The sequence below is a fragment of the Microbacterium sp. HSID17254 genome (assembly GCF_003989315.1).
Lineage (GTDB): Bacteria > Actinomycetota > Actinomycetes > Actinomycetales > Microbacteriaceae > Microbacterium.
This window is the reverse complement of sequence record NZ_RBLT01000103.1, coordinates 1-1,196: the sequence shown is the minus strand read 5'-3', so window position 1 is coordinate 1,196 and position 1,196 is coordinate 1. Positions and strand designations below refer to the sequence as shown.

General features: G+C 70.2%; 1 protein-coding gene. It reads left to right on the top strand.

The features are described from left to right. The coding region (gene tnpC, locus D8M34_RS17940; RefSeq protein WP_126894701.1) for an IS66 family transposase at positions 1–1,149 on the top strand (1,149 nt) is incomplete at its 5' end. Between the last annotated feature and the right edge of the window lie 47 nt (positions 1,150–1,196).

Sequence of the window (1,196 nt, the reverse complement as noted above, 5' to 3'; positions counted from 1 at the left end):
GACGAGGTGGGCGCTCAAGTAGCGGATGGCAGCACCGGCTGCGGCACCGAACTATCCGGGGCGAACGTGGCCGGGATGGTGCGTCGCCAGGTCCGCGACATCCCGACCATCCGCCCGGTCGTGGTCGAGCACCGGCTGCACCAGAAGCGGTGCGGCTGTGGCGCGACGACGACCGCGGCCGCTCCGGCCGGGGTGGGCGCGGCGGCGGTCTACGGGCCGAACCTGCGTGCGCTGGCGGTGTACCTGCTGGTGTTCCAGCACGTTCCGGTCGCTCGCACCGCTCAGTTGATCGCCGACGTGACCGGGGCGCGCCCGTCGACCAGCTGGATCAGCTCGGTGCTGACCACCGTGGCCGAGCTGCTGGTCGACGTCGAGAAGCTGATCAAATCTCTGATCGTGCTCGCGCACGTGATCCACGTCGACGAGACCAGCAGCAACATCAACGGGGCCCGGTGGTGGCTGCACGTCGCGGGCACCGAGAAGTTGACCGCCTATCACCTGCACCCCTCCCGCGGACGCGCCGCTGTGGCCGAGTTCGATGTGCTGCCCGCGTTCAGCGGAACCGTCGTGCATGACGCGCTGTCGGTCTATGACGCCTACCCGCAGGCCCGGCACGCCCTGTGCGGGGCGCACCTGGCCCGCGAGCTGGTCGCCGCCGGCGAGACGCACCCCGACCAGGACTGGCCAGAGCAGGCACTACGCGCCCTGCACGGGCTCAACACCGCCGCCCACCAGGCCCTCGAGCAGCACCGGTGGGCGATCCCAGCCGAGATCGTCGACCCCCTGCGCGACTCTGGGCGCCACGCGCTGCTGGGCGGGCTCGCCGAGCACCGCCGCGGGCCCGGGCGCCGACAATCCAAGACCCGTAACCTGCTCGAACGCCTGCGCGACCGTGACGACCAGGTGCTGCTGTTCGCGCGCGACCTCGCCGTGCCGTTCACCAACAACCAGGCCGAACGCGACGTCCGACCGACCAAGACCCAGCTCAAGATCAGCGGCTGCCACTGCTCGGAGATCGCCGCGCAGCAGTGGCTACGGATCCGCGGGTACATCTCCACCGGCACCAAATACGGCGACGACATCCTCACCGCACCACGCGACGCCCTCACAGGACACCCCTGGTCACCGCCCCAAGCAGCACCCACCTGAATGCTTACAGTGGCACATCCGTTCACGGGGCACCTCGTCGCGCAGCT